Source organism: Pseudomonas sp. MB-090624, assembly GCF_003205245.1.
GTDB lineage: Bacteria > Pseudomonadota > Gammaproteobacteria > Pseudomonadales > Pseudomonadaceae > Aquipseudomonas > Aquipseudomonas juntendi.
Genome location: NZ_QJRK01000065.1, coordinates 1 through 22245, shown reverse-complemented (window position 1 = coordinate 22245; position 22245 = coordinate 1). Strand labels below are relative to the sequence as shown.

Genomic DNA, 22245 nt, shown 5'->3' with positions numbered 1-22245 from the left:
GCATCGTTGTAATCGGGATCATCATCTGACCGACACCAACGCACGAACGCTTGCCAGCGATTGTCTGTTGGCGCCGGCACTGAATTGACTCAGTTACCGAGATGCCACTGACTCAGTCTGATTCCTCGCGAACCATTTCCTGTGCTGGATTTCTGCCGATTGAAGTTGGGTCAGTCTTGCGTTGGCACGTGGGTCAATTCGGCGTCGGCGCCAACATTCCTGGCGTTCGCTAGTTAGAGCGCTGGGTACGTGCCCAGCCCCATATTGATACGATTTTTGGTTACCGGCTCGCAATAGTTGAAGTTCCACAGCATCGAGCCATTGCTTCTGAATCGGAGCTGGAGGCCGTCACCATCGCTGAGGACGTAATCCTTGTCTTTTGCCTTGACTGTCTTGAGCTAGCGGTCGGAGAGGCGAAGGGCTGGAGCAGGCATGAGAGCTACTTCTGACACCATTTTGGTATTCCAAAAAATAGCACCGGATGGCTTGGAATACCCAAACGGCTGGAACTCAAAAATTCTCTGCGGAGCTCTGTAGCGATCAAACCCTTGATTTTGGTGGATTTCAGACACAAAAAAAGACGTCCGTGAACGTCTTTAGATGTTGAAGTGGTGGAGCCGATAGTAGCTAGCGGCCCAGGAAAAGCCGGATCAAATATTGCGTTTCTGAATTGAGCTCAACAAAATCCAACATCGCTTTATCCGCGGCTCTCAATTTTTTGGCTTCTTACTAGATGGTCTGAACAAAAGACTAAGGAGGAATATAACCGTTTTGCAGTCTAGCAATCGCAATGCTGCACGGGCTTCCTCCGGCCGTACCTTGGCAAGCATCGGCATGGCACCGAAAATCTTGCCCTTGAGCACCAACTCATTTCCACTGCGTTCAATGGCACTGACGGCCATCAACTCACTATTGTCGCTACCGAAAATCTTCATGTTCAGTTCCTCGTCACGCGTTCGAAATCGATGCCCATGTCATCGAACATTTTGATGGCGGTGCCACGGCCTGCGCCAAATACCCCACCACCTGGGTGCATGAAGGGACCTACCAGATACAGGTTGTCCAACCCAGGTACGCAGAGGCGGCCCAGGTCGGGCGTGGGGCGGTGCGCGAAGTTCTGATAGAAGTAGGGGGCTACGCCGTGTACGTCGCCTTTGACCATGGAGTTGGGCGAGCTGCGTTCCAGGTCAAGCGGTGAGCACACCTTGCGGGCAATGATGTTGTCGGGCGTGAGGTTCTTGACGAACTTGCGGTAGGCCTGAAGGCTCAGGTCGCCGAACTCCTCCTTATAGTCATCCCAGCGCGCGGCGCCGCCTTCTGCCAGATTGTAGGGAGCAAAGGTCATGCCATGGAACATGCCTTTGCCAGGCGGCACACGTGTCGGATCGTTGATGCTCTCGTCACCACCGGCCACCAGTCGGCGCTTCGACACGCGACCACGGCGCAGCTCGTCGAAGTCGTCGAGCATGTCGCTCAGGCGGTCGCTGCTCATCATGGTCAACATGGTGGCGCGACCGACATCGGCTCCGGCGTAGAACTCGGCCTTGTTGTGCAAATCGTAGTGGCTGACGAATAGGCTGAATGGAGCCAGCGTGGCGCGTTCGGCACGGGCAACCATACCCGGGTCCAGCCCATCGACAAAGCGTTTGATCACATGGGGGTGCAGAGCGCCGATCACTGCGTCGCGAGCCAGTATGCGCTCACCATCGGCTAGCTCGACACCGGTAGCGCGGCCACCTTCTGTGATGACCTTGCGCACTTCACTGTTGCAGCGGATTTCGCCTCCGTGGTGCTCGATACAGCGCACCAGTGCTTCGGACAGCTTGCCGCTGCCCCCCACCGGCTGCGATACGCCATAGGTGTGCATGATGCCGACGAACACGTAGACGCCCATGCCGGTGCCCAGCTCATCGGGTGTTTGCAGGTTCTCGGCGATCACCCGCAGCAGATGGATCTTGACCTTGTCATGCTCGAACAGGTTATCGATGATGTCCAGGGTGCTGCGTTGCATGGCGTCAAATATCTCGCGACCTTCCAGGCTCTGGTCGAGCATGGCGACCATGGCGCCCATGGGCAGGGGCGGTGAGTAGAAACCGGAAAGGAACATCGGCAATAGACCCGCGGCCTTGGTGGCCAGTTTGCGATAGGTTTCGGCATCGCGGGGAGAGATGCTGGCGATGGATTCGCAGGCCTTGTCCAGGTCGCGGTAGGTGATCAGCGCGCTACCGTCCTCGAAAACGGTGGCGTGGGGCACGTCGGAGTAGTTGTACTTGAGGCCAAACTTGCTGAACAGCTCAAGCTCGTCCTGGGTGATCAGGGGGTTGCCCTGGATCATGATGTGCACGCTCGAGTGCTCGTCATGCCAGAAGCCGGGAGTGTTAAGCTGGCGCGTTGTCACGCCGCCGCCGACGTAGTCCTTGCGCTCCAGCACCAGGACTTTCTTGCCGGCCTTGGCCAGGTAGGCCGCGGCCACCAGGCCATTGTGCCCGCCGCCGATGGCGACAACATCGTAGTGATTCATGTGGACCTTCCGCGTCTGTTGTTTTTGTTTTCAGCTCCTTGCCAGGTGCAGGCGCTGCTGGGGCGATTCTAAGAGCGGCTGGTAGATACGCGGAAGACGGCACTTTAATGTGGGTCGGTTACCTGAATGTGCGTACCCTCTGGGCGCAATATGTGGAGAGTGGGATGCACAAGGGCGAAGGGTCTACGCGAGTGGTCGACACGGTTCAGCGCCAAGCGCTGGACGATCTGAAAGCGCGCGTGCTGCGCGGCGGTAACGACCCCCATGGGCCGGTCCGCGAAACTCTGGCCCGCCTGGGCGATCGCTGGAGCCCGCTGCTGTTGCTGGTGTTGCGCAATGGCACACTGCGCTTTACCGAGTTGCAGCGGGAGGTCAATGGCATGGCCGATGGCACGCTTTCACAGCGTATTCTGACCCTCAAGCTGCGCGCCCTGGAGCGCGATGGCATGCTCGAACGCACGGTGATCGCGACCATCCCACCGCAGGTCGAATACAGCCTCAAACCTTTGGGGTTGGCACTCATGGAGCAGTTGGACGGGCTGTTGGCCTGGCTCGAACAACAGGCCCCGACCATCAACGCCGCCCGCGAAGCCTACGACGGCTAACCTGTAGCAGCTTCGACAGCGGCTACAGGCAGCGGGTCAGGGGAGAGAGGCTGCGGTCTCGATGATCAGGTGGCGCAACCACGCCAACCCGGGGTCATGCTGCTGGTATTTATTCCACTGCATGGCAATGGTCAACGGCGGCGCCGTCCAAGGCGCGGGAACCACGCTCAGGGGTAGGTAGTGCGCCCAGCGCTCGGCTAGGCGGCGGTGCATGGTGGCCACACGTTGAGTGCCGATCAGGAAGGGCGGCACGCTGTTGAAAGTATTGGTGGTCACCTCAACCCGGCGCTCAAAGCCGAAGCTGCGCACAAACCACTCATCGGCCATCGGCGCGCGATGTTCGGTGCCCCAACGCACTAGCACGTGCCCCAATGCCTTGTAGTCATCCATCGACAGCGGCCCGTTTGCCGCCGAGTGATTCTTGCATAGCACGCACACGTACTCGTCGCTGAACAGTGCGGTGGAAGGGTGTTCCTTGAGGATGTTGTTGTCAGGCAGCAACAAAAAATCCACATGCCCGCGTTCGATCTCGAGGGCCGCCTCATCGGTGGGCAGGTACTGTTCGATGGAACACTGCGGGGCAATGGCACTGAGCTTGCGGCTGACTTCGGGCAACAGCACCATGCCCACATAATCCGAGGCCATCAGGGTGAAGTTGCGGCTGGCCAGTTCCGGTTGGAACTGGGTGCGGTTCTCCAGCGTGGAGCGCATTTGGATCAGTAGGTCGCGAATCGGCTGGGCCAGGGTCTCGGCCATCGGCGTGCGGACCATCTTGCGGCCGATCTGCACCAACAGATCGTCCTCGAAGTAATTGCGCAAGCGTGAAAGCGCCGCGCTGGTGGCCGGCTGGCTGAGGTGCAGGCGCTCGCCTGCGCGGGTGATGTTCTGTTCGGCCAGCAGCACGTCCAGCACCACCAGCAGGTTCAAATCCAAACCATGGAAGCGCATGGTCTTGCTCCGTGTTTTTATGATTATGGGCAGGCATTTGTGGTCGTTATACCTATGCATAGAGCAAGTTGGAACCTGGATGATAAAAATGGCCTATTCGCAAGAAGGATGCCTGGCATCCAGACTGGCGATTTCCTGATGAAGGGCGGACTTCCTAAATTGGTGAGTTCCATCCTTCTCGCGGGAACGCACATGACTCATTCATCTCGTTTGCTGGGCAAGGTCGCCCTCGTCACCGGTATTGGCAGTGGCATTGGCCGGTGTTGCGCCCTGATGTTCGCCCGTCAGGGGGCCCGTGTACTGGGCTGCGACCTGGACGCTGTCGCCGCTCAACACCCCGTGGCGCAGGCCTTGGGCGAAGGGCTGTGCATCGACAGCCTACACCCATGCGACCTGACCGATCCCCACGAAGCTCAACGCTTGGTGCGGTGGGCGGCAGACCTGCACCAGGGCTTTGATATCCTGATCAACGAGGCTGCCTTCGGGGCGTTCGCCTGGATCGAAGACATGGATTACCACAGCACTGGCGAAAGCCCCTCGCTGGTGAACTGGACCTGGTGTTCCTGCTGTGCCAGGCCGCCTGGCCGGTGCTCAAGGCCAGGGTGGCGGTTCGATCATCAACTTCGCCTCGGTTAATGTCTGGATGAGTTTGAAAGGCTCACCGGCACTGGCCCACTGCGCCGGCAAGGGCGGGGTGCTGGCCATGACCCGGCAACTGGCAATGGAGGGCGGCCCTCACGGTATCCGCGCCAACAGCATTTCCCCGGGGCTGATCGAAACCGCCGCCACCCGTGCCCACCTGGCGCCCGACCCGCATTTTCGCCAGGCCGCCCTGGACCATCAGTTACTACCACAGCGCATCGGCCAGCCCGAACACATCGGTTAGGCGGCAATCTACCTGGCCAGCGACGAGTCCAGCTGGGTTACGGCCACGGAGCTACGAGTGGATGCCGGCGCGACTGCTTGCTGAGCTATCCACGGTCTGGATTTGACCTATCTGAACAAACAATTTCCGGCATACCTGAGGGGTGATTAAGGTAGAGCCATGTTCAGCCGGCACCCCCACCAGGCTGGCGATAACAAGAATAAGTTTGGAGAGCTGATCCGTGTCCCATCTCATATTTCCTCGTAAGGCCGCCCCGATTCACCCCCACAACAAGATCCGTTCAAGAGGAACGCTTTGATGAGCGACATCAAGAAAGTCCTGATCGTCGGCGGTGGCATCGGTGGGCTCAGCGCCGCCATTGCCCTGCGCAAGGCGGGCGTTGCGGTCGACATCGTCGAAATCAGCCCCCAGGCCAAGGTTTTCCACGTGGGCATCGTGGTGCAAGCCAACTGCATTCGCGCCATGGCGCAACTGGGCATCGCCGATGCCGCAGTGGCCGCCGGTTTCCCGTACAAGGGCCTGCGCATCTGCAACCAGCAGGGCGAGGTAAAAGTCGAACTCAGCGGCGCCCGGCTGGCCGGTGAGCAGTACCCGGCCAACCTCGGCCTGACCCGCCCGGCGTTGCACCAGGTGCTGCTTGATGCGGTGACCGCCAGTGGCGCCCACCTTCGCCTGGGCCTGACCTTCAGTAACATTGAACAGAGCGCCGATAACGTCAGCGTGCAGTTCACCGACGGCAGTCGTGGCGACTACGACCTGGTGGTGGGCGCCGACGGTGTGTACTCCAAGGTGCGCACCACGGTGTTCGGCGAGCAGTACACGCCGCAGTTCACCGGCCAGGGCGTGTGGCGCTACAACTTGCCACGGCCCAAGGACCTGCTCTGGTCGCACATGTTCGAGGGCAAGGCGGGCGGCAAGGCCGGCTACACGCCACTGACCGACGATAGCCTGTACATCCTCTCGGTGTTCGAGGAACCGGGTAACCCGTTCTTTGACCCTGACACCCTGGCGGCCGAGTTTCGCCTGCGCCTGGAAGGCTACGGCGGCCTGGTGCCGGAACTGAGCGCGCAGATCACCGACAACAGCCAGGTGGTGTACCGCCCGCTGGAAGTACTGTTGATGCCGGCACCCTGGTACCGCGGCCGCGTGCTTCTGATCGGCGACGCCGCCCACGCCACCACGCCGCACATGGGGCAGGGCGCCGCGCAAGCCGTGGAAGACGCCGTGGTGCTGGGCGAACTCTGTGGTGCCGAATTGACCCTTGACCAGGTGCTCGACGGCTTCATGCAACGCCGCTTTGAGCGCTGCAAGTTCATCAACCAGGGCTCGGTGCAGATCGGTGAATGGGAGCAACGGCCCACGCCGGATGCCGACTTCGCCGGCCTGATGAAAAAGATGATCGACGTAGTCGCCCAGCCGCTCTGACGCAAGGACACGCACATGCAACGCAACCCCCTCAAAGGCTGGCAGGTCGAGCGCGATACCATCGGTTTCATCGGCCACGACCTGCAGCGCCCCGAATGCATCATCGCCCAACCTGACGGCAGCCTGTGGGCCGCCGATGCTCGTGGCGGGGTAATGCACATTGCCGCCAGTGGCGAGCAAACATTGCTGGCGCCCAAGCAAATGGAGGGGCACGAGACCTCCTTTGAATCGCGCTACGTGCAATCGCAAGGTGCCTCCCTGCCCAACGGCCTGGCGCTGACCGAGCAGGGCGACTTCATCATCTGTAACTGGGGCCTGGACCGTATCGAGAAGCTCGACCGCCAGGGCAACATCCAGGTGCTGTTCGACCAGCTCGACGGCAAGCCCATGGGCAAGACCAACTTCCCGTTGCGTGATCGTCAGGGCCGGATTTGGTTCACCGTAACCACCACGATGCAGCCCTGGACTGACTCGATCAATTCCGGCGTGCTGGATGGTTACATCGGCGTGATCGACGAGCAGGGCATCCGCATCGTCGCCGAAGGCTTCGGCGGCACCAACGAGATCCGCTTCGACGACAACGAAGAGTGGCTGTACGTGGTGGAAAGCAATGTGCGGCGCATCTCTCGCCTGCGCCTGAACGCCGACGGCTCGCTGAGCGACCGCGAAGTGTTCGGCCCGGCGGAGCTGGAAGGCTTTCCCGACGGCTTTGCCTTCGACACCTTCGGCAACCTCTGGGTGACCCTGGTGATGAGCGACAAGCTGATCGCCCTGACCCCGGACGGTGAGGTGTTGACCCTGCTTGACGACGGCAACCCCCAGGCCACTGCACTGCTGAACCAGCACTACCAGGCCAAGACCCTGACCCCCCAGATCATGCAGGCCGCCCACGGCACGCTGGCACCGTGGATGGCCAGCCTGACCTTCGGTGGGCCCGACTTGAAGACCGTATACCTGGGCAGCCTGCAGGGCACCCACATTCCGTTTTTCCAGGCCCCGGTGGCTGGTCAGCCGCTGATCCACTGGCGCTGAAAATCAATAAAAGACAGGAACCGACCATGATTCGTTATCTGAAAAAAGGCAAACCGGCCGAGCAAAAGGCCGAACTCAACGCTCAAGTGCGTGACACCGTCGAGCAGATAATTCACGCCATCGAACAGCGTGGCGAAGCGGCTGTGCGCGAGTATTCGGAAAAATTCGACCGCTGGAACCCAGCGAGTCTGCGCCTGAGTCAGGAACAGATCCAGGGCTGCATCGACAGCCTGTCGCCCCAAGCGATTGAAGACATCAAGTTTGCCCAGGCGCAGATCCGCCGCTTCGCGCAGATCCAACTGCTTTCGATGCGCGACGTGGAGGTAGAAACGCTGCCGGGCGTGGTGCTGGGCCACAAGAACATTCCGGTGAACTCGGTGGGCTGCTACATCCCTGGCGGCAAGTACCCGCTGCTGGCCTCGGCGCACATGAGCGTGCTGACGGCGAAAGTCGCCGGCGTGAAACGGGTGATCGCCTGCGCGCCGCCGTTCGATGGTCAGCCGTCGCCGGAGATCATCGCGGCGATGGCCATGGCCGGTGCTGACGAAATCTACGTGATGGGCGGTGTGCAGGGCGTCTCGGCCATGGCCTTGGGTACTGAAAACATCGAGAAGGTCGACATGATCGTCGGCCCGGGCAACGCCTACGTGGCCGAAGCCAAGCGCCAGTTGTACGGCCGCGTGGGTATCGACCTGTTCGCCGGGCCCACCGAAACCATGGTGATCTGCGACGACACGGTGGACGCCGAACTGGTGGCCGTGGACCTGCTGGGCCAGGCAGAACACGGGCCGACTTCACCGGCCTTTTGCGTGACTACCAGTTCGCGTATTGCCGAAGAACTGCCGGCTGCCATCGAGAAGGTGTTGGCGCGCCTGGACACCGCGCCGGTGGCCAGTGTGGCCTGGCGTGACTATGGCGAAATCATTTTATGCGACACCGACGAAGAGATGCTCGCTGAGTCCGAGCGCATCTGTTCCGAGCACGTGCAGGTGATGACCCGCGACCCGGACTGGTTCCTGGCGCGCATGACTAACTACGGCGGGCTGTTCCTGGGCCACCGCACCAACGTGTCCTATGGCGACAAAGTGATCGGCACCAACCACACCCTGCCGACCATGGGCGCCGGGCGTTACACCGGCGGGCTGTGGGTGGGCAAGTTCATCAAGACCCACACCTACCAGCGGGTGCTCACCGACGAAGCCAGCGTGGCCATTGGCGAGGTTTGCTCGCGGCTGTGCGCCCTGGAGCATTTCTCCGGGCACAAGGAGCAGGCCGACATTCGCGTGCGTCGTCTGAAGAAGGCCCTTTGATGAACCGCCTGGAAGGTAAGGTCGCGGTCGTCACTGGTGCCACCGGGGGACTGGGAGCGGTGATCTGTGAAGCGCTGGCCCGGGCCGGGGCCAGCGTGGTGGCGGGCTACAACCGCTCCAGCGATGCCGCCCATGCGCTAGTCGCCGACCTGCCAGCCACTGCCAACGGCCACTTGGCCGTGGCGGCGGCGGTGACCGACAGCGCTGCGCTGGGCCGATTGGCCCGCCAGGTTCAGGCCCATTACGGGCGCTGCGACATCCTGGTCAACTGCGCCGGTACCACGCGTTTTGTCGCCCATGTCGACCTTGACGGCCTGGACGACGCGCTGATCGACAGCATCCTGGCCACCAATGTGCGCGGCCCGATTGCCTGCATTCGCGCGCTGGCACCGCTGCTCAAGGCCAGCGGCGACGGCCTGGTGGTGAACATCAGTTCGATCGCCGCGCGCACGGCCATGGGCAGCAACATCGCCTACTGCGCCAGCAAGGCGGCGGTGGATAACCTGACCCAATCCCTGGCCCGCGCTTTGGCGCCCCAGGTACGGGTGGTTTCGGTGGCGCCAGGGCTGGCCGATACCGAGTTTGTCCAGGGCCTGGCCCAGGACTGGCGTGACGAGCAAGCCGCGCGCACCCCACTGGGGCGTCTGGCCTTGCCCGAGGAAGTCGCCCAGGCGGTGTTGGCCCTGGCCTGCCACCTGACCTTTACTACCGGCGCCGTCATCCCTGTGGATGGCGGACGACCCCTGAGCTGAGGAGGTGGGTATGTTCGCGATCAAACCCCACCACGGCGGCATCAGCGTGCCCAACCTGGATGAGTCCATCGACTGGTACCGGCTGATGCTCGGCTTCGAGTTGGAGAACCGTGCATCTATCCCGCAGATTCCGGCCGAAATCGCCTTTATCCGTAGCGGCGACTACCGCATCGAACTGTTCCAACTTGAACAGGCGCACCCCCTGCCGACCGACCGCCGCGAGCCGCATCTGGACCTCAAGACCCACGGCCACAAGCACCTGTGCTTTGCCGTGCAGGACGCCCCAGCGGCCTTTGCGGTCTTGCGCGGCAAGGGCGCCGACATCGTCTTCGAGAACGTCATCGACGGCACGCCCATGGGCTTTATGCGCGACAACAGCGGTAACTTGCTGGAACTCATTCAATGCCCGGCCCTGTGGCCGGCGCAAGGAGAACACCGATGAAACTCGCAACTCTGAAGGACGGCAGCCGTGACGGCCGCCTGGTGGTGGTAAGCCGCGACCTGAGCCGCGCCGTGCTGGCCAGTGGTATCGCCGGCACCCTGCAGGCGGCGCTGGAAGACTGGCCGCGCTGCGAGCCTGCCTTGCAGCAACTGTCTGCCGCACTCAATGAAGGGCGCGCGGCCCAGGCCTTTGATTTCGAGCCGCGGGAGGCCATGGCGCCGCTGCCACGGGCCTATCAATGGGCCGATGCGTCGTCGTTTCTCAACCACGGCAGCCTGATGGAGCGTGCGTACAATCTGGACATCAAAAAAGACCCGGCGGTGCCTATCATCTACCAGGGCTCGGGGGATGACTTCCTTGGTGCCTGCGACGATTACCCGGTCCCGGGTGAAGAGCACCAGATCGATTTCGAGGGGGAAGTGGCCGTGGTCCTCGATGACGTGCCCATGGGTATCCAGCCGGCAGCGGCCACTGGGCACATCAAGTTGCTGATGCTGCTTAACGACGTAAGCCTGCGTGCGCACCTGTTCAAGGAAGTGAGCATTGGTTTTGGCCCGCTGCGGGCCAAGCCGAGCACGGTGTTTGCCCCCGTGGCGGTCACCCCGGACGAGCTTGGCGAGGCCTGGCACGATGGCCGGGTCAAGTTGCCCATGCACGTGCAGTGCAACGGCCAGCGTTTCGGCGAGCCCAATGGCGCCGAGATGGACTTCAGCTTTCCGGAATTGGTGATGCACCTTGCCCGCACTCGCAACCTGCGCGCCGGCACGGTGCTGGGTTCGGGCACGTTCTCCAATCGCGACTACAACCTCACCGGCTCTGCCTGCCTGGCCGAGCGCCGCGCGGTGGAAGTGATCGAGACGGGAGTGGCGAGCACGCCATTCCTCAAGTTCGGCGACCGCCTGCGTTTCGAGATCTTCGGCCTGGACGGGCACAGCCTGTTTGGCGCCATTGATCACCGTTTTGTCCCTGCGCCTGTGCTGGAGAACTGACATGCATGTACTGATCACCGGCGCCAACGGCTTTGTCGGCGCCACCCTGGTGCGCCGCTTGCTGGAGGACCCCGATGCGCTGCCGGGCTGGAGCCAACTGACCCTGCTGGACTTGAATTTTCCCGAGCCGCCGCAGGATGCCCGTGTGCGTTGCCTGGCCGGCAGCATCGCCGACACTGCGTTGTTGGCCGATGCCCTGGAAACCCCGGTGGACATCGCCTTTCACCTGGCGAGCATCCCGGGCGGCGCCGCCGAGCGCGACTACAACCTGGGCCGCCGGGTCAATCTGGACGCCACCCTGGCCCTGCTCGAAGGGCTCAAGGACCAGGACAGCCCGGCACGGGTGGTGTTCGCCAGCACCATCGCGGTGTACGGCTCGCCGTTGCCGGTGCAGGTGGACGACCACACGCCGCTGCGCCCGCAATTGAGCTACGCCACCCAGAAACTGATGGGCGAGCTGCTGATCGACGATTTCAGCCGCCGTGGCTGGATTGATGGTATTAGCCTGCGCCTTCCGGGTATTGTGGCGCGCCCTCCGCAGCCCTCGGGCCTGCTGTCGGCGTTCATGAGCGAGGTGTTCTGGAAGCTTGCGGCTGGCGAACGCTTCGACTGCCCGGTGTCGCCGCAGGCAGTGGCCTGGTGGATGTCGGCGGCGCGCTGCGTCGACAACCTGCTGCACGCTGCCACGCTGCCGGCCGAGAAACTGTTGGCGCGGCGAGTGTTTGCCTTGCCGGTGCTGCACCTGAGCATGGCGCAGTTGGTTGACGGGCTGTGCCAGCGCTTCGGCGAGGACCGTCGCGCACAAGTGGTTTACCAACCCAATGAACAACTGGAAGCAAATTTCGGCCGTTACCCGCCGTTGCAAGCGCAGGCCGCCGAAGCACTCGGCCTGCGCCATGACGGAGATATCCAGCAACTGGTCAACCGAACCCTGTAACCGCTGCCGTTGAAATTCGCGAGCAAGGCTTGCTCTCCCGTGGGAGTAAGCCTTGCTCGCGAATCCTGAGAAGCTGCTACAGAAAGAGCGTGCGTTTTACCCTTTATAATAACAATCCGGAGAGGCCATGAACGCTCCCACAAGCATCACCCAGTCCAAGGCGACCCTCGCCACGTACCTGCTGTTGTTGATCAATTGCCTTTCACCCATGGCGGCAATTGTCGTGGCACCGAGCCTGCCGCAAATGCAGGCGCATTTTGCCAGCGTGCCCAACGTCGAGTTCCTGATTCCGGTGGCCCTGACAGTACCGGGTCTCCTGGTGGCGCTGCTCAGCCCCTTGGTGGGCATCCTCGCCGATCGTTACGGGCGCAAGCAGTTGCTGGTGGCATCCATCGTCGGCTACGGCCTGTTCGGCCTCATGCCGATGTTCCTCGATTCGCTCTATGCGATCATCGTCAGCCGTATCGCCCTGGGCTGCGTGGAGGCGGTGGTGGTGACCATCAGTACCATGCTGATCGGTGACTACTACAGCGGCGCGCAACGGCAGAAGTACCTGGCGCTGCAGACCACCTTCGCGTCGTCCTCGGCCATCCTGTTCTTCATGGTTGGCGGCGCCTTGGGCGAGATCGGCTGGCGCATGCCGTACGTGGTGTACGCGGTGCCCTTGGCCCTGGCTTTGCTGAGCAAGATCATGCTGTGGGAGCCGAAGGCGGCGAACATGGCGTCGGATGAAGAGCAGGCGCGCGAGACGGTGACGTTCCGGCCACAGGTGTTACTGGGCATCTGCGTGGTGACCTTTATCGGCGCGGTGATGTTCATGATTTTGCAGATTCAGATGGCCTACCTGCTGGGTGATGTCGGCGAGCATTCGCCTCAGACCGCAGGCCTTGTGGCTTCGGCCTGCAGTGTGATGATCGTGCTGGGCACCCTGAGCGTACACCTGCTGACCCGCCTAGGGTTGCGCACACCACATTGCCTGGCACTGGCGTTCGGCTTGATCGCCACCAGCTTCCTGCTGATCCCGGCGATGCACACCTGGCAGGCCATCATGGCGGTGGCGCTGGTCAATGGCCTGGGTTGCGGGCTGCTGTTGCCCACCCTGGCCATCTGGAACATGCGTGAGCTGCCCTGGCAGCGCCGCGGCCTCGGTACCGGCATGTGGTACGGCAGCTACTGCCTGGGCATGTTCTGTAGCCCGATCCTGGTGGTGGCCATCGGCAAGATCAGCGGCAGCCTTGCCACCACTGTCGGTTGGGCCGGCTGGCTCTGCGTGCCGGTGGCGGTGCTGGCCCTGGCCGCCAGCCTGGTCAAGTGCCGGGCCGCACGCAACGTGCGGGTGATGGGCGCCAACCTCTAAGACGCCTGACCTTTAACTGATAGAACTCTCCGGTGCCCTGGCACCGGAGCGAACATCCTCATCTCAAAAAAACAACAAAAGAGACTGAACATGACCATTAGAACAGCGCTTGGCTGTGCATTGATGATCGCGGCGGCGGGTCCCACCCTGGCAGGCGAAGCCGGCCCGGTGGCCGACACCATGGCCACCGAATACCCTAACGAAAAGATTGGCCCACGGGTACTCAACGTCGAGCCCAATGTGCCGCCGGCCAGTGGCAAGCTACTGGAAGAGCAAGGCAAGTGGCTTAACGACCACGGCGTCAGCCCGCACTTGTCGATGACCGAGATCTACCTGCGCAACCCCAGCGTAGGCCTGGACACCGGCAACCACGAAGCGCTGACCCTCTTTGCCATCGGCGCCGACTTCAACCTGGACAAGCTGGTGGGCCTGCCCGGTGGCACCATTCACTTCGAGCAGCTGTACGTGCCCTGGACCAGCAACCTGACCTACGGCGGGCAGGTGGGCGATGTCATCGCCGGCAAACCGGGGCCCTACATTCCACGGGTCAGCCACTTGACTCTGTTCACCTATGAGCAAAAGCTCATGGATGACAAGCTGGCCATCGAGGTGGGTAAGAGCAACGCCGGCAACTACTTCGCCCTACCGCTGTGCAACGTCCCGCTTGGATGCGTGAACGCCATTTTGCAGGACACCGCCGGTATCAACCCGCCGCCTTACGCCAACTGGGGCGCGCGGGTGGGCTACGATTTCAGCTCCGCGTTACGCGCCCAGGTCGGAGCCTGGCGCAGTAACAATGCCTACCCGTTCACCAACGGCTGGGAGCGAGACGCCGGTGACAGCGGTGGTACCCTGAGCACGGTGTACCTGGCCAACCTGGCCTATCGCACTGACTACCGCATGGAAGCCTACCCGCAAACCCTCGAGGTACTGGGCTTTCACAACAACGGCCAGCAGACCGACCCGTACTACACGGTTAACGGCACCTCTAAAGTCACCGACCCCAGTGCCGCAGCCGACACCAGCAAGGGCGTCAGCGGCTTTTACTTGGGCGCCAAGAAAACCGTCTGGCGCCAGGATGGCGGCAAAACCAACGACCCTGCCCCCACCGCCGTGGCGGCCTATGCCAGCCTGACCCACACCCTGGACGAAGATACCACCAACGGCGTCGGCACCCAGGGCAACGCCGGGCTGATCCTCTCGGCCCCGTTTCGCAGCCGGCCGTTCGACAGCTATTCGGTGAACGTCAACTGGGCGCAACTGACCAGCCGCGAGCAACGCTTCCTCGAAGAGGCTCACGCCGCAACCGGGGGCGGAAATTACAACCCCGGGCGTAATGAATACGCCGTGTCCCTGGACGCCAACTTCATCCTCACCGACAGCATCGTCGTCAGTCCGTTTGTGCTGCGTACATGGGGCGCCAACAGTTGGCTTAACCCCTACACCGGCGTCAACCCACGAGACGGCTACGCCGCGGGCCTGCTGTTCCACGTGCAGTTCGACGAAATGCTCGGTTTGAACTCTCACCACTGATTCGGAGAAACACCATGGCTGAACACAACGATCAACCGGTCGCCCTGATCACCGGCGCCGCGGGTGGCCTGGGCCATGCCTTCGCCGTACGCCTGGCCAGGGAAGGGATGCGCATCGCCGTGGTCGACTGCGTCGATGCCGACCACGTGGTGCGTGCCATCGAGCAACAGGGCGGGGTGGCGCAGGCCTTTCGCTGCGACCTGCGCGAGCCCGAGCAGATCGCCTACCTGCAGGGCCAGGTATTGGAGCGCTTCGGCCGTTGCGACGTGCTGGTCAACAACGCTGCCTACATCCCGCTTAAGAACCTGGCAGATACCAGCTTGCTGGACTGGAGTGACTGCCTGGCGGTGACCCTGGACGCGTCGTTCTTGCTCAGCCAGGCCTTTGCGCCCGGTATGCGCGAGCGCGGCTGGGGGCGCATCATCAACCTGGCCTCGAGCAACACCGGGCGCCCGCAAAAGGGCTTTCTGGCCTACATCGCCGCCAAGAGCGGCGTGATCGGATTAACCCGCGGGCTGGCTGTGGAGCTGGGCGAATACGGCATCACCGTCAACGCCATTTCACCGGGTCTCATCCGTCACCTTGGCAGCGCCGCTGCCTTGCCAGAGCAGTTGTTCGAGGCAGTGCGTGACAGCCAGTCGATCAAGCGCACCGGCGAGCCCGAGGACCTGTGCGGGGTGCTGGCGTTCCTGTCATCCAACGCCTCGCGCTACATGACCGGCCAGGTATTTAACGTGGATGGTGGTTTCCTTTTTTAGCTATCCACAGAATGGATAGATCCCATGCCGACAAACGATTGGTCGGCAGGGGCCAGGCTTCCTTACTCTGGCAGGGCAACTCCGCTCTACAAGGACAACAACAATGCAGCGTAACTTTATTTTGCAGGAGACCTAAGATGGCGATCATCGGCATCGACACCTTGTTGTACGGCGTCGAGGACCTGGCCTCGGCCTCGCGGTTCTTCGACGATTTCGGCTTGGTGCGCCTGAGCGCCAACGATCAGGAAACCCTTTACCGCCTGGATGAAGGCTCGACCATCATCGTGCGCGGCATCGAGCACGCCTCCATCCCGGTCTCGCGCTACGAAGGCTTTGGCGTGAAGGAAACCATCTGGGGCGTGGACAACACCGAGAGCTTGGCGCGGCTGGTGGCGGACCTTTCCACGGACCGCGACGTGCGCCTGGGCGACGACGGCGCCTGGCACTTTCACAGCGACTGCGGTCAGGCCCTGGGCTTGCGCGTGTTCACCCGCAAGAAGGTGACTTACGCGCCCGACCCGATCAACGCCGCAGGTAACGTTAACCGCCTCAACCAGCACCGCAAGTGGCGCACCCGCGCGCGGCCGAAAACCATTAACCACGTGGTGTTTGCCGTGGATGATTACTGGCAGAGTTTCGCGTTCTTTCGCGACCGCTTGAACTTTCGCCTCTCCGACCACCAGAAGGGTGTGGGCACGTACCTGCGCGCCGATGGCGCCAACGAGCACCACAACACCTTTTTGCTCAACAACCAGGCGCCGGGGGCGGGTGGGGTGCCGCGCTTCCATCACACCTGCTTTGGCGTCGAGGACTTCGACGAGGTTATGGTGGGCTCCAACTACATGACCAAGCGCGGCTGGCAGCACGGTTTTCTTGGCACCGGCCGGCACCGCATCGCCTCAGCGATCTTTTGCTATTTCAACTCGCCCACTGGCGGTGAAGCCGAATACGGCGCCGATACCGACTACCTGGACGACAACTGGGTGCCGCGCGAGTGGGAGTTCCGCTTCGGCACGGCGCAGTGGATGGGTAACCCGCCGCCGTTTATGCAGGACGACATCCCGTGGGACGTCAGCTTTTACCAGGGCGAACACCCGGCCGTGCGCCGCTGAACTTGATAAGGATTGATTGATGAGCATGTTCCAGTATTTCGAAACCAACTACGTGTGGAGCCTGGCGGTGGCAGCGGCCATCGAGATGGGCGGCAAGATCGGCGAGATCGAGACCATGTGCCGGCCGTTGCTGGAAGTGGCCCGCCAGGGTGACGACGAAGGCACCCAGGCGTTTCTGGCCGCATGGGAGGCGGGCGGTGACAACCTGGTGGCCCTGGCCGAAGAAGATAAGGCCTGCGGCCGATTGCTCAGCGCTGGCGATAAGCTCAACCGCGCCGCGGTGTACTTCATCACCGCCGAGCGCATGCAGGCCCACGGTTATGCGCCGCGCAAGGCTCTGTATGCCAAGTTTCTGCGAACCTTTGCCGAGGGCGTGAAGCTGTCGGAAGAAAACACCCAGCGCTTCGAGATCCCCTACGCCGGTGCCCACATCGCCGGGCTATTCACTCCGGCAGAAGGTGTGACAGGTGCGGCGCCGTGCCTGGTGATTGTCAACGGTCTGGACAGTACTAAGGAGATGGTCCATCGCGCGGGCCTGTTCCCCCAGTTGCTGGCCAAGCGCGGCATCGCCAGCCTGTTCATAGACCAGCCTGGCACCGGGGAAGCGCTGCGCCTGCACGGCATGACTGCTGTGCCGAACACCGAACAGTGGGCCAGCCCGCTGATGGACTACCTGCAGACCTGCGCGCAAATCGACCCGCAGCGTATCGGTTTGCTGGGCGTGTCCCTGGGCGGTTACTACTGCCCGCGCGCCGTGGCCTTCGAACCGCGCTTCGCCCTGGGCGTGGTGTGGGGCGCCAACCACAACTGGGGCGAAATGCAAAAACGCCGCCTGACTCGCGAAGGCGAACGGCCGGTGCCGCATTACTGGGAGCACGTGCGCTGGGTATGGGGTGCGAGCGATATGGACGAGTTCATGAGCCTCGCCGAGCAGGTGCACCTCAACGGCGTGATGGAGCGCATCAAGGTACCGTTCCTAGTGACCCATGGCCAGGCGGACCGGCAGATCCCGCTGGAGTACGCGCACCAGTCCTTCGACCAACTCACTCACAGCCCTGATCGCGAGTTGAAGATATTTACCCCACGTGAGGGCGGCATCCACCACAGCAGCCTGGACAACACCGCGAACGCCGGTGCATGGATTGCGGATTGGGTCGCAGAACGATTGGGCGGCACTGTAGGATAAAAGCCCGCAGGGATGGATCCAGACGAAGGCCTGGATCCAACGAGTCTGAGTTTTGCTCTGGCAAGCGGGGTGAGGGGCGAAATTATCGGTGGATTGGTGGCTAAAAAGCCTGGTACTCGTTACCTGCATCTTCTAGCCCGCACGGTATTGCATCAGTAATGCCTTAGGCGCAATGAGGCCGTACTCGGCGATCCGCCTACGAATCTGATTGGCTTTGGCTGTCCGCTGTTCGATTAAACCGGCCCGGATGAGATGCGCCGCCTGGATATCCCGTTGCTCGATTGTCTTGACGGCGACGAAGCGCATACTGGGGCGGCTCATCGCCTCACAGATTGCCTCGGCATTGTTGGCATCGTTCTTGTTGCTCTTGACGTACGGTTTGACGAACTGAGGCGCGATCAGCCTCACCTGGAATCCGCATGCCTGTAGCTGCCGCGCAAAATGGTGCGCACCGCTACAATTTCCCATACCGATCTTACAGTGGGGCTCGATCTTCTTCAGCACCGTTTGAAGTCATCGATCTCGAGGTAAACGCTGCCGCCAGACTGGTTGCTCATGCCGATCCACGCCGTGAATCTGAAACACGTTCTTGGCCAAGTCGACCGCAATGCGCATAAGCTTCACGTGTGGACTCGCACCTTCAGTCTGGAACTCAAGATGCCGAGGTGAGGAGGAGTCCTCGGTCGTTCCCTAATCGCTTCGTGATTAATATAGCGGTGAGTCGATAGTAATACCGGGTGGCGTCGGAATGATCTTTCAGGTGCTGAGTGAAAAACCAGCGCACATGCTTGAGCTGCCAGGTCCAGGGATTGTCTCGCCGCCATCGTTGCTGAATGGCTGCCTGCATGATTTGGGCTTGGCGTAGGTGGCGTTGCTGGGTGGCATTCGAGCCAGTCAATACGCCGCTCAGGAACAGCGTCATATCGAAGGGCTTGGTCATGCTCGACCTCCAATGTAGGCCGAAACCACATCGATCCGGTTATGTCCGAGCTCAAGGCTGATCTGATGCCGAGCCTGTTGATCGAGGTCGCGGTCAATGCGATAGCAGTGACCATCATTGACCGGTGCGGCGTGGCCAGTGAGTTGCTCGTAACGCTCGCAGGCGTAGGCCGCTCGCAGTTCATGGAAACCCTTCAGCCCGTGTTCATGCAGCGTTTTGCGGGCGGGGAGCACGGTCTGTTGCAGGAACACGGCGTAGCTTTCGTCTCGGGCCAGCAAGTTGCGGCTGTGGGGCGGCGATGCCTTACGAGCCAACTGCAGCGCCGCTTGCACCGCTTCATTGGCCACGACCCATCGCGGCGCTGATGCCCCTGAGCGGCCGCCTTTGGTGCCGTCCTGGATGTTGATGCGGCCGAAGTGTTCGGCTTCGCGGTGCAAGCGTGGCAGGTCAGCCAGGATCGCTTCGCGCAGGCGCATGCCGGTTGCTCGGGCCAACAGGACAATCGCGGCCACCCGCTGGTGGTGCTGTTCGCCAAGCGCCTCGAGTACTCGCCGCACCTGTTGGTGGTCTTGGCCATCCGGCGCGCGGGTGCGTACGCTCGAGCGCTTCTGTCCCAACGCCTGACTCGGGCTGGCGATCCTCACGTCCTGATCACCGCGTAGCGCGGCGAGGGTGCGATTAACGCTGCTCAGGCGGTTCTGCGCGGTGGCGATGCAGAGTTCACCTTGCTGGATCTGCTGGCGCAGAGACGCGGCGTAGTCTTGTAGCGTCTGTCTATCGATCTGGCGCGCATCGTTGTAACCGGGGCCGTCCTCTGATCGACACCAACGCACGAACGCATGCCAGCGATCACTATGCGCTTTGACCGTGGCGAAGTGGCCGCCGGCAAACAAATCCTTTAGCGCTTGTGAGCCGGCATAGCTCAGCTGGCGGCCATAGCCAAAGTTGCGACCATCACGCCGACTAATCAAAGTCATCGTCATCACCGTTTTCGTTTGTTTGCAGAAAGAGCAGCAGGGCTTTCCAGTGAGGGCTGAGTCTGTCCACCTGCCGCCAGTGTGTTGGACGGATCAGGAGGGCGTTCTCCTGGTGTTGCAGCACTGCCCCTTCCTCACGCAGTTGCTCGATCAGCCGGGCGAGGAGGGCAGGTTCCAAGGGGGGTGTGGCGACAGCGGCGACAGTGGCGACAACCCGCGTCGTTTCTGGCCTGGCGCGTGGCGACAGGGTGGCGACAGAAGCGGCGACACGCCACGATTCAGGTTGCGATTGATGTTTCGCCTGGTAGCGGCGCACCGCGTCATTGAGGCGAAACATGGCGCACCTCGAATGTTTTTCCGTCGCGGCAGCTCAGCCAGCGATGAGTGATCAGCTCGACGAATAAAGAGGCGGTATGGTCAGCGCTCTTGCGAGCAAAACGCGGACCGTTGCGATTGACGTCGCGGACGGTGAACTGGGTCCAGCCTTTCTGCATCAGCCAGCGCAGCAACCGATCCGCTTCCTCGCGTCGACTATTGACCGGCTCCTGTTCGGTCAGGCGCTGAATCTCGGCCAGGTAGTAATCCATCAGCGTGGAGGCGCGCTGGATGTGTGCTTCGTCCAAGGCACAGGCCTCTTCAACCATGGCCAGCACGCCCGCGATACGCAGTACATTCGCCGCGGCCTTGCTCGCGACAGGCTGGACGCCGGCCAGTTCGCCGAACTCGCCAGACTGGCACTCGATGGTGTCGTGAATATCGATCCAGGCACGACGGGCGCGGGGAGTCAGCTCCAGCGTGGCGGGATTGAGTGAGCCATCCTTGTGAAGTGACCAGGGCTTTTGCAGCAGGGCGGTGATCCGCTGTTGGTAGCGCTGGACTTTGGCATCTCGGGTCAGGTCGATTGCCTTGTAGAGTCGTTGGCCGGCCAGGCGCTCGGGCCAACTGATCAGGCAACGGCCCAGGATGCCTTGGCCATTGATAACCGGGTCTTTGAAAATTTGGTTGGCCAGGTAGGGCTGTAGCATCAGATGCAGGCTGAGGCGGCGATCATAGGCCCGCAGGCTTTCCCCAGCCATGGAGCGCGCCCGGTCGATCGGGCTGCCATCCCACAGCAGCGACAAGGTGGTGATTGCCTTGAGCAGATTCTCTTTGCTCATGGTGCTGCTACCCAAGAACTGGCCACCTTCATCATTGAACAAGCCCATGCTGGGCAAGCCATGGCACAGGCTTTTGACCAGGGCCTCAATGGTGGGCTCGGCAATGATCAGTCTCGGTGGCACCGGCTCGGACAGCTCGCCGCCTTCCGCCCCGGAGGTTGTCTTCGAGGTTTTGGGTTTGGCCATGATGCTGGTAGCGGAGCGATAGGCTTTGAGCTTTTCCTCATACAGGGTCCACTGCTGTCGTTCCCAGTCGCGTGCCGCCTTCAGTGCCAGGTGATCCACCGCGCTTTTGCGATCACCCGAAGATGCCACCGTCAGTAGGTAGAGGGACAGCGGATAGGTTCGACCGTCGAGGTGGGCATTGGCATGGCCTTGGCTCACCAAGGCCGTGGTAGCCAGTACCGATTGCGCAGCCATGGCGCAGGGCACGCCGATCACCTCGGCCAGTCGTTCGACCGCAGGGCCCAACAATTCCCCGAGTGCTTCGACCGGGTAGGGCAGTGGCGCCTGCTGGTATTCCAGCAAGGGTTGTGGTGGCTCAAACGCTTCGCACAGTTGCATCGCACTTCTCCTGAAATTGTCGACTTCGTCCTCACTCATCCCGCCACGGTTGCTGAGTGTTGCCAGGGATCAAGGCCCCTGCGACCTGTGAGGTTTGTCCACTCACGCGGGACTGACGGCTCCTTACGGCCGGGAGCTTGGGCATCTCATGATCTGGCCTCCTGAACACCGATAGCGGTGGGCGGGTGGAGGCTGCACTGGCTGACGAGACCAGTGCCGCGAGATCCTGAGTCAGGTGAAGGCAGTGAGGCGGTGACCGGGGCATGCCTGACTGTCAGTCAGGTGCAGTCCATTTCATGGGCTGCGGCACCATCATCGGCATCGCTGTGGCGAGTGAGCATTCGGTGTTTGTCACGCCGATTGTCACAAGGGGGAAAGCCGCAAAGGCCCGTGCGAGCAGGGCTGCAGCAGTGTGATATGCGCCCGTCTCTTTAGGAGGCAAAGAGACGGGCAACAGGTTGGCGCAAGAAATGGCCAAGCGGATAAGTTGCTGCAGAGCAGCCAGGAAGGAGTATGAGTTGCCGCAGTGGGCATACTGGAAGAAGTAGGCATCCATCACATGGGTAGTGACCGTGCGAGCCGCCGGACGCTAATCGCACTTGGGGGAGAACCACCACGGTGTGGCGTAGCCTCAAAGGTTCTGGCTACCTGGGTGCTGTCGAGGACAGCGCTTGTACAGTTTTGGTTGGGTAAGCGGATTAAATGGTTGATCTTACCTTTGCATGAGAGTGAGACAGACCGGCATCTCATCGGATTATCTGGTTGATGCTTCACCTACTGCTGGTGCATGTTTCCTTCGCTAATTCCAGCAAGA

Annotated in this window: 24 protein-coding genes and 1 pseudogene; 15 read left to right on the top strand and 10 right to left on the bottom strand. The window is 61.8% G+C overall.

The features are described from left to right. Positions 1 to 236 precede the first annotated feature (236 nt). From DMX12_RS30105 to DMX12_RS26635, 3 genes and pseudogenes are all read right to left on the bottom strand, one after another. A pseudogene (locus DMX12_RS30105) lies at positions 237 to 434 on the bottom strand (integrase arm-type DNA-binding domain-containing protein); the annotation flags it as partial. A 276-nt stretch (positions 435 to 710) separates the two neighbouring features. Then, entirely contained in the window at positions 711 to 935 is a 225-nt protein-coding gene (locus tag DMX12_RS26640; protein ID WP_032892929.1) for a hypothetical protein, read from the bottom strand. Positions 936 to 937: 2 nt separating this feature from the next. Next, entirely contained in the window at positions 938 to 2521 is a 1584-nt protein-coding gene (locus DMX12_RS26635; RefSeq protein ID WP_032892928.1) for an NAD(P)/FAD-dependent oxidoreductase, read from the bottom strand. A gap of 164 nt (positions 2522 to 2685) precedes the next feature. Between DMX12_RS26635 and DMX12_RS26630 the strand changes: the two genes are divergently transcribed. Continuing rightward, positions 2686 to 3126, top strand: a complete 441-nt coding sequence (locus tag DMX12_RS26630; RefSeq protein WP_110679894.1) for a helix-turn-helix domain-containing protein — start codon at positions 2686 to 2688, stop codon at positions 3124 to 3126. A 36-nt stretch (positions 3127 to 3162) separates the two neighbouring features. Here DMX12_RS26630 and DMX12_RS26625 read toward each other — a convergent pair whose 3' ends face one another. Then, on the bottom strand, positions 3163 to 4074 hold the full coding sequence (locus DMX12_RS26625) for a LysR family transcriptional regulator (RefSeq protein WP_032892927.1): 912 nt from the start codon (positions 4072 to 4074) through the stop codon (positions 3163 to 3165). 192 nt (positions 4075 to 4266) lie between these two features. On the opposite strand from DMX12_RS26625, the gene DMX12_RS30100 reads away from it, so the two are divergent. From DMX12_RS30100 to DMX12_RS26560, 14 genes are all read left to right on the top strand, one after another. After that, the gene (locus DMX12_RS30100) at positions 4267 to 4710 is read left to right on the top strand and encodes an SDR family NAD(P)-dependent oxidoreductase (protein WP_252117767.1); all 444 of its coding nucleotides are present in this window, start codon (positions 4267 to 4269) and stop codon (positions 4708 to 4710) included. Positions 4711 to 4717: 7 nt separating this feature from the next. Then, entirely contained in the window at positions 4718 to 4960 is a 243-nt protein-coding gene (locus DMX12_RS30095) for an SDR family oxidoreductase (protein ID WP_256599182.1), read from the top strand. A gap of 297 nt (positions 4961 to 5257) precedes the next feature. Then, positions 5258 to 6385, top strand: coding sequence for an FAD-dependent oxidoreductase (locus DMX12_RS26615; protein ID WP_032892926.1), 1128 nt, complete (start codon positions 5258 to 5260; stop codon positions 6383 to 6385). 15 nt (positions 6386 to 6400) lie between these two features. Then, positions 6401 to 7417 (top strand): SMP-30/gluconolactonase/LRE family protein, encoded by a 1017-nt coding sequence (locus DMX12_RS26610; protein ID WP_032892925.1) that lies wholly within the window; start codon positions 6401 to 6403, stop codon positions 7415 to 7417. Positions 7418 to 7443: 26 nt separating this feature from the next. After that, positions 7444 to 8727: a histidinol dehydrogenase gene (gene hisD / locus DMX12_RS26605; protein WP_032892924.1), complete on the top strand. Its 1284-nt coding sequence runs from the start codon at positions 7444 to 7446 to the stop codon at positions 8725 to 8727. Further along, entirely contained in the window at positions 8727 to 9479 is a 753-nt protein-coding gene (locus DMX12_RS26600) for an SDR family NAD(P)-dependent oxidoreductase (RefSeq protein WP_032892923.1), read from the top strand. Before hisD ends, DMX12_RS26600 begins: the two co-directional genes overlap by 1 nt. Positions 9480 to 9489: 10 nt before the next feature. After that, positions 9490 to 9921 (top strand): VOC family protein, encoded by a 432-nt coding sequence (locus DMX12_RS26595; RefSeq protein WP_032892922.1) that lies wholly within the window; start codon positions 9490 to 9492, stop codon positions 9919 to 9921. After that, a complete protein-coding gene (locus DMX12_RS26590) occupies positions 9918 to 10910 on the top strand; it encodes a fumarylacetoacetate hydrolase family protein (protein ID WP_032892921.1) in 993 nt (330 codons plus the stop codon). The genes DMX12_RS26595 and DMX12_RS26590 overlap by 4 nt, the downstream gene beginning before the upstream one ends. Position 10911: 1 nt before the next feature. Continuing rightward, positions 10912 to 11847: an NAD-dependent epimerase/dehydratase family protein gene (locus tag DMX12_RS26585; RefSeq protein WP_032892920.1), complete on the top strand. Its 936-nt coding sequence runs from the start codon at positions 10912 to 10914 to the stop codon at positions 11845 to 11847. Between the two features lie 127 nt (positions 11848 to 11974). Then, positions 11975 to 13204, top strand: a complete 1230-nt coding sequence (locus DMX12_RS26580; protein ID WP_032892919.1) for an MFS transporter — start codon at positions 11975 to 11977, stop codon at positions 13202 to 13204. A gap of 90 nt (positions 13205 to 13294) precedes the next feature. Further along, positions 13295 to 14737: a carbohydrate porin gene (locus DMX12_RS26575; RefSeq protein ID WP_032892918.1), complete on the top strand. Its 1443-nt coding sequence runs from the start codon at positions 13295 to 13297 to the stop codon at positions 14735 to 14737. Positions 14738 to 14751: 14 nt separating this feature from the next. Continuing rightward, positions 14752 to 15495 (top strand): SDR family NAD(P)-dependent oxidoreductase, encoded by a 744-nt coding sequence (locus DMX12_RS26570; RefSeq protein ID WP_110679884.1) that lies wholly within the window; start codon positions 14752 to 14754, stop codon positions 15493 to 15495. A 137-nt stretch (positions 15496 to 15632) separates the two neighbouring features. After that, a complete protein-coding gene (locus DMX12_RS26565) occupies positions 15633 to 16607 on the top strand; it encodes a VOC family protein (protein ID WP_032892916.1) in 975 nt (324 codons plus the stop codon). A 25-nt stretch (positions 16608 to 16632) separates the two neighbouring features. Further along, complete coding sequence (locus DMX12_RS26560) at positions 16633 to 17793, top strand: S9 family peptidase (RefSeq protein ID WP_177411288.1); 1161 nt, start codon at positions 16633 to 16635, stop codon at positions 17791 to 17793. Between the two features lie 132 nt (positions 17794 to 17925). Here DMX12_RS26560 and DMX12_RS26555 read toward each other — a convergent pair whose 3' ends face one another. From DMX12_RS26555 to DMX12_RS26530, 6 genes are all read right to left on the bottom strand, one after another. After that, positions 17926 to 18297, bottom strand: coding sequence for a transposase (locus DMX12_RS26555; RefSeq protein ID WP_256599180.1), 372 nt, complete (start codon positions 18295 to 18297; stop codon positions 17926 to 17928). A gap of 148 nt (positions 18298 to 18445) precedes the next feature. Then, the gene (locus DMX12_RS26550; protein WP_110679882.1) at positions 18446 to 18733 is read right to left on the bottom strand and encodes a hypothetical protein; all 288 of its coding nucleotides are present in this window, start codon (positions 18731 to 18733) and stop codon (positions 18446 to 18448) included. Next, positions 18730 to 19710, bottom strand: coding sequence for an integrase domain-containing protein (locus DMX12_RS26545; protein ID WP_110679893.1), 981 nt, complete (start codon positions 19708 to 19710; stop codon positions 18730 to 18732). The genes DMX12_RS26550 and DMX12_RS26545 overlap by 4 nt, the downstream gene beginning before the upstream one ends. After that, on the bottom strand, positions 19697 to 20047 hold the full coding sequence (locus DMX12_RS26540; RefSeq protein WP_102604233.1) for a hypothetical protein: 351 nt from the start codon (positions 20045 to 20047) through the stop codon (positions 19697 to 19699). The genes DMX12_RS26545 and DMX12_RS26540 overlap by 14 nt, the downstream gene beginning before the upstream one ends. Then, positions 20031 to 21431: a YfjI family protein gene (locus tag DMX12_RS26535; RefSeq protein WP_110679881.1), complete on the bottom strand. Its 1401-nt coding sequence runs from the start codon at positions 21429 to 21431 to the stop codon at positions 20031 to 20033. Before DMX12_RS26535 ends, DMX12_RS26540 begins: the two co-directional genes overlap by 17 nt. Before the next feature lie 274 nt (positions 21432 to 21705). Next, the gene (locus tag DMX12_RS26530) at positions 21706 to 21987 is read right to left on the bottom strand and encodes a hypothetical protein (RefSeq protein WP_110679880.1); all 282 of its coding nucleotides are present in this window, start codon (positions 21985 to 21987) and stop codon (positions 21706 to 21708) included. Positions 21988 to 22245 lie beyond the last annotated feature (258 nt).